Origin of the sequence: Thermanaeromonas sp. (assembly GCF_021890735.1) — a bacterium.
Classification (GTDB): domain Bacteria; phylum Bacillota; class DSM-521; order Neomoorellales; family Neomoorellaceae; genus Thermanaeromonas.
Map to the genome: position 1 here is coordinate 1 of NZ_JAKKUR010000092.1, position 6096 is coordinate 6096.

The window sequence follows — 6096 nt, forward strand, 5'->3', positions numbered from 1 at the left end:
CCTAATTCCTCCAAAATTATTCATTAATTTTTTAGCCATGAAAAAACCTGGCCCTTCTAGGCCAGGCAAATCCAAATTGTATGTACCAGTGTATGTTGTTAAAGGGACTAGGGCTCTTCAACTTCGCCCACCAAAGCCCGCCGTAAGGCTATGGTATCAGCTCACCCTCAACCCCGCCTCGGCAATCATGTCCAGGTCTTCCCGGATCTCGTTGCCCCGGGTGGTAAGATAGTTGCCCACCATCAAACCGTTTATAGCCATCGCTAAGGCTTCCTTTTGCTTCTCTCCCAGCCCTGGCTCCCGCCCACCGCAGAGGCGGAAAACGGCCTTGGGAATGATGAGGCGGAAAAGAGCCAGGGTTTTGAGGATCTCCTCCACCGGGAGGCGCTCTTGATTGGCCAAGGGTGTGCCGGGAATGGGGTTCAGGATATTGACCGGCACCGACCGTACTCCCAGTTCCCGTAGCTCAAAGATCATTTCCAGCCTATGGGCCATAGTTTCCCCCAGCCCGATGATCCCGCCGGAGCATACATTTAACCCCGCGGCCCGGGCCGCCTGGATAGTAGCCACCCTTTCTTCAAAGGTATGGGTGGTACAGATCTGGGGGAAGTAGCTCCGGCCGGTTTCCAGGTTATGGTGGTAGGTGGTGACCCCTACCTCTTTCAAACGCTGGGCCTTCCCTTCGTCAATGATACCCAGGGAAGCGCACAGCTCAAGGCGCGTCTCGGCCCGCAGGACCCGGTAGATCTCCAGCACCTTCTTAAAGTCCCTTTCCCCAATGCCCTTACCGCTGGTAACCAGGGCAAAGCGTTTCACTCCAACGGCTTCCATGCGCCGGGCCTTTTCCAGGGCTTTGGGCGCATCAATGAGGGGGTACACCTCCACGCCAGTTTTATAACGGGAAGACTGGGCGCAAAAACAGCAATCCTCGCTGCACAATCCCGAACGGGCGTTGATGATGGCGCACATCTCCACCTCCCTGCCCCCGAAACGTTCCCGGACTTGGCGAGAAAGATAAAGAAGGTCCCCCCATTTTTCCTGTGGCCATCCAGCCAGGTAATACGCTTCTTCCCGGGATAAGCCTTCTCCCTCAAGGACCTTTTCTCTGATCTTCTCCCACATTAGATTCTTCCCCATATACCTACCCCTCCGCTCATTTACCGGTTACTACGGCTATAGATTCATAGGTAATCTCTAGAACCCTGTTCAGCTCTTCGTTAGACATGGACAGCACGGGCATGAGGACAATGACATTACCCAAGGGACGAAGGATGAGCCCCCTCCGACGGGCCTCCAGGATAACCCGGTGACCTATCTGCTCCTTCATAGCATAAGGCTCCTTGGTATCTTTATCCACCACCAACTCAATGCCCACCATCATACCTCGCTGGCGGATATCTCCTACGTGGGGTAAATCCCGAAAGTTCTCCAGACCCCGGCGTAAAAGCTCGATCTTAGGTTGTAAGGAAGCCAGCAGGTCTGTTTTTTCAAAGAGCTCAATGCTGGCCAGGGCCGCAGCGCAGGCTAAGGGATTGCCCGTGTAGGTGTGTCCGTGGTAAAAGGTCTTACATTCCTCCGGCTCGCCCAAAAAGGCCTCGTAGATCTCGTCGGTGGTCAGGGTGGCAGCCAGGGGAAGGTAGCCTCCCGTGATCCCCTTGGCCAGACACATTAAGTCGGGAGTTACGTCTTCGTGCTCGCAGGCGAAGAGACGGCCCGTGCGGCCAAAACCCACCGCCACCTCGTCGGCAATGAGCAGGACGTTGTACTTTGAGCACAACTCCCGCACCCGGCGAAGGAAACCGTCTGGAGCGGTGATCATGCCCGCCGCCCCCTGGACTAAAGGCTCGATGATGAGGGCAGCGACCTCCTCCCGGTGCTTTTCCAGCAACCCCTCAAGCTGGTTAAGGCAAGCCATCTCACAGCTTTCTCTCTCCAGGCCCAAGGGGCACCGGTAACAATATGGTGCCGGGGCGTACAAGCACTCAAAAAGTAGGGGCTTGAAAATGCCGTGGAAAAGGGGTATGCCCCCGACGCTTACTGAGCCAATAGTGTCTCCGTGGTAGGCGTTAACAAAAGAGATGAACTTGGTTTTTCTACGATAGCGACCGCCCTCCTTTTGTTGCCAGTACTGAAAGGCTATTTTGAGGGCAATTTCCACCGCTGTGGCCCCGTTATCGGAGTAAAAGACTTTATTTAACCCTGGTGGGGTAATTTCCACCAATTTTTTGGCCAGCAAGATAGAGGGTACATTGGCCAGGCCCAAAAGGGTGGAGTGGGCAATACGATCCAACTGCTCCTTGATGGCCCGGTTTAACTCCGGATGGCAGTGGCCGTGGACGGTAACCCAGAGGGAGGATACACCGTCCAAATAGCGGTTTCCCTCCACATCAATGAGGTAGCTACCTTCTCCCTGCTTGATGATCACGGGTTTTTCCTGAAGATATTGCTGCATTTGGGTAAAGGGATGCCAGACGTACTGCTTGTCCCATTGTTCAAGAAGCGAGGGATCGTAGCTGCTCAACTGAAGCACCTCCCCATCGTCTATGCTTAAGGTTTAAGCCAGGGAATCAACTGACGCCAGGAAACGGATTCCTCCACCGCTTCCAAAAGTCCTTCCGCGACCCCGCCTTCCACACTTATCCCCGTAAGGTGGGGCAGGATACCCAGCACCGGCACTCCGGTCATTTGGGCAATAATTTCGGGGTTGTCCCGTTCAGCGGGACCTAATTCCTGCTGCTTTAAGCCATTAAAAACTATCCCTGCCACTTCTAACCCAAGGCTTTGGGCGTAAGCCACCGTGAGCACCGTATGGTTAATGGTTCCTAAGCCGATTCTAGCCACCACAATTAAGGGCAAGGAAAGTTCCCGGGCCAGATGGGCCACGGTAAAGTCAGGGCCAGAGAGGGGCACACACAGGCCCCCGGCCCCTTCGATGAGGGTCAACTGGTGGCGCAGAAGGGCCCGCCGGCAAAAATCTATTATTTTTTGGGGCTCAACCTTTTCCCCACAAAGTTTGGCCGCCAGGTGAGGAGATAACGCCGGGGCAAAGCGGTAAAGGTTTAACTGGTCAAGGGGCTGGGGAAGGCCGGCTGCCAGGCGGTAAAAGAGAGCATCTTCGGGGACTAGTTCCCCGTTTCTAACAGCCGCCCCGGTCTGCACCGGTTTGAGGGCCACGGCGTCAATGCCCTGGTGGCGGAAAACGCCCGCCAGACCGGCGGTAACTACTGTTTTTCCTACTCCGGTATCTGTTCCGGTTACGAAGTAGCCCTTTCTGGCATAGTCCATTGGCATTTCTCCTCCAGTAATGACGTAAGATCTTTTACGCCTTGAACGGCGCTGATTTGAGCTATCAAAACCGGTTCCTCCTGGAGCCTGGCTATGTATTCCGTAAGATTTACTTCCTGGAGATGTACAAAGAACACCCGCCCTCCTTTAAAGGAATGGTGCTTCAAATAGGGAATGCGCACATAGCCCAAGCGCCGGGAGGAAACATAACCGATGGTATAATGGGGGTCGTCCGAACAGCATATTTCGGCCAGCGTCCCGGCCCAAATAACCTTGGAGGCCAGGGCCAGGGCTTCCTTGACCCGGAAATGATCTAACCCCAGCGGCTCTAACAGGCGCGATAACTCCTTAGCCGCCTGGGGAGTATAATCCATGCGGGAGACACGCACTCCCCGCCAAGGGTCGGGCTCCAGACGCCGGCCACTCTGGGCATCCATGATTACCGCCCCTCTCATGTTTCGCCCGCCGGGCGAAGGCCCCCGGGCAAGTAGCCTTATAGCCTCTTCTATAACCTGCCCCTGCACCCCGCTGGCCAAAAGAAGCTGGCGGGCACAGTAGAGCGCCTGCCCGTGATCACTAGCTTTTACCGTTACCAGCGGCAGAGCGGCAATCTGCTTTATTTTGGAGAACTCCAGGCGCTCGATGCTGATATTTATAAAATCAGGTTCTCCCAGGGCATGGTTCTTGGCCCGAGAAAGCATTTGCTGGACAGTAGAGGCCACCTGCTGCGAGGAGACAATCCTTTCCGCCCCCGATATGTGTTGCCCTCCCTTTTCGTGGGGAGTTCCCCGGGCAGCCCTCATTCGGACACTATATACCGCTTCCTCCAAAAGAAGTCCCTCCCTCAATTTGCTTCTTAGCCCTGGCCATAAGTCTGGTTAAAGGCCAGGCCGTTAAAGCCGTGTAGAGCATCCCGGGCAAGGCGGCAACCAGTAGAACAATTACCCCCTTGTGCAAAAGGCCAGCCAGAATCAGACGGGCAGCCACAGAACCCAGGGGACCGGCAACGGTAATCACAAGGAAACTGGGGCCTAAAATCGCAATAATGCCGCCAGCCACCAAGCGAAAAACTATGGACACTATCACATTAAAGAAGTTGTGCGCCCCAGTGCTGTATAAAACCAGGCTGGCTACTAGCCCAGCTAAAAAATAGCGCTTAAAGCCAAAGTTGGCGGCAATGGCCACCCCAATAGGAGCCGAGAGTTGAAATTCGGTGCCTGGTATGATGCCGGGTAATTTGAAAGAGCCAGTAACAATAATGAATGCTGCCAAGAGGGCAATTTCCACTACCTCCTTGAGGGACCCTCTTGTTTTATCCATTTGGTTTTACATCCTCCTTTTGGCTTTTTTAAATGAGCCCTAAATTTTTTCCGGCCCACAGAAAGGCTTCCAGGGCCCTTTGAATATCTTCCGGTTTGTGGGTGGCCATGACGGTAATCCTTAAACGGCTGGTGCCTTCCGGCACTGTAGGCGGGCGAATGGCCGGCACAAACACGCCCTTTTCCTCCAGGGCTGCCGAAAGGGCCAGGGCCCGGCGGGCTTCCCCTACCATCAGGGGAATAATGGCTGTTTCCGTAGGCAACACCTCAAAGCCCATTTCTCTTAAGCCCCTGTAAAGCTGGCCGACGTTGGCGTGAAGCTGTTCGATAAGGTGCGGTTCTTCTTTCAGGACGTCCAGGGCCGCCAGGGCCGCAGCAACTACAGGCGGGGAAGGAGCGGTGGAAAAGATAAAGCTGCGGGCGCGGTTGCGCAGGTAATCAATTAAAAGGGCATCGCCGGCTACGTACCCGCCCTCACTGCCGAGGGCCTTGCTTAAAGTGCCCATTTGGATGATGCTCCGGCCTTCCAGACCAAAATGTTCCACCGTTCCTGCCCCCCTCTTGCCCAAAACCCCGGTAGCGTGGGCATCGTCCACCATAAGAAGGGCCTGGAACTCCTCGGCCAACTGCAACAGTTGGGGCAGGGGAGCTATATCCCCGTCCATACTAAAAACTCCGTCGGTAACGATAAGGCACCTGCGGTATGAGTTGCGTTCCGCCAACAGAATATCCCTTGCATGGGCTACGTCCCTATGGCGGAAAATCTTAACCGTGGCCCGGCTTAAGCGGCAACCATCGATTATGCTCGCATGGTTTAGCTCGTCGCTGAGCACCAGGTCTCCCCGACCCACCAGGGCCGAAATCGCTCCCAGGTTGGCCAGGTAACCAGAACTAAACACAACGGCATCTTCTGTACCCTTAAACCGGGCAATGCGCTCCTCTAATTGGCGGTGCAAAACAAAATTTCCGGTAGTCAGACGAGAACCTCCGCTTCCCGTCCCCCACCTTTCCACGGCCTCTACGGCCGCAGCTTTAACGCGGGGATGATGAGCCAGGCCCAGGTAATTGTTGGAGGAAAAAAGTACCACTTCCTGCCCCTTTATCCTTGTTCTGGGGCCAGAGGGCCCCTCCAGGGGTCCGGGTAACTGGCGATAAAGATGGCTTTCCTTTAGTAGCTCTAGTTCTTTTTCTAGAAAACAAACCAAATCTGTTCCTCTCCTGGGGTATTATTCTATGGGATATATTATTCTCTATTGTAAACCTATATTCCTTCTTAGGTTAACATTTTTCGCGTATAAAAATCGCAGGCCACTACTTATTTAACCTATACCCGCAGCACTATTTAGGTCCCCCAATTTGAAAAAATTTCCCTCGAAGACTTTAGGCTAAAATGTCCTGCCATGGGCTGCTTAAAAAATAATGTCAAATCTTTTTAACGTGTAAACCTAAATTGATATATAGACTCCTTAGGCCGCCTAGCTCTGGCGGCCTT

The 6096-nt window shown here is 54.2% G+C and carries 6 protein-coding genes; all 6 read right to left on the reverse strand.

What is annotated here, in order from left to right; translation table 11 throughout:
• Positions 1 to 156 precede the first annotated feature (156 nt).
• The 6 genes from bioB to bioF are packed head-to-tail and all read right to left on the reverse strand — an operon-like array spanning position 157 to position 5809.
• On the reverse strand, positions 157 to 1137 hold the full coding sequence (gene bioB / locus L5656_RS10060; RefSeq protein WP_297202562.1) for a biotin synthase BioB: 981 nt from the start codon (positions 1135 to 1137) through the stop codon (positions 157 to 159).
• A 16-nt stretch (positions 1138 to 1153) separates the two neighbouring features.
• Positions 1154 to 2521, reverse strand: a complete 1368-nt coding sequence (gene bioA / locus L5656_RS10065; RefSeq protein ID WP_297202564.1) for an adenosylmethionine--8-amino-7-oxononanoate transaminase — start codon at positions 2519 to 2521, stop codon at positions 1154 to 1156.
• Positions 2522 to 2547: 26 nt separating this feature from the next.
• On the reverse strand, positions 2548 to 3285 hold the full coding sequence (gene bioD, locus L5656_RS10070; RefSeq protein WP_297202566.1) for a dethiobiotin synthase: 738 nt from the start codon (positions 3283 to 3285) through the stop codon (positions 2548 to 2550).
• Positions 3255 to 4115 (reverse strand): 6-carboxyhexanoate--CoA ligase, encoded by an 861-nt coding sequence (locus L5656_RS10075; protein WP_297202568.1) that lies wholly within the window; start codon positions 4113 to 4115, stop codon positions 3255 to 3257. Before L5656_RS10075 ends, bioD begins: the two co-directional genes overlap by 31 nt.
• The gene (locus L5656_RS10080; RefSeq protein WP_297202570.1) at positions 4096 to 4605 is read right to left on the reverse strand and encodes a hypothetical protein; all 510 of its coding nucleotides are present in this window, start codon (positions 4603 to 4605) and stop codon (positions 4096 to 4098) included. The genes L5656_RS10075 and L5656_RS10080 overlap by 20 nt, the downstream gene beginning before the upstream one ends.
• 28 nt (positions 4606 to 4633) lie before the next feature.
• On the reverse strand, positions 4634 to 5809 hold the full coding sequence (gene bioF / locus L5656_RS10085; protein ID WP_297202572.1) for an 8-amino-7-oxononanoate synthase: 1176 nt from the start codon (positions 5807 to 5809) through the stop codon (positions 4634 to 4636).
• Positions 5810 to 6096 lie beyond the last annotated feature (287 nt).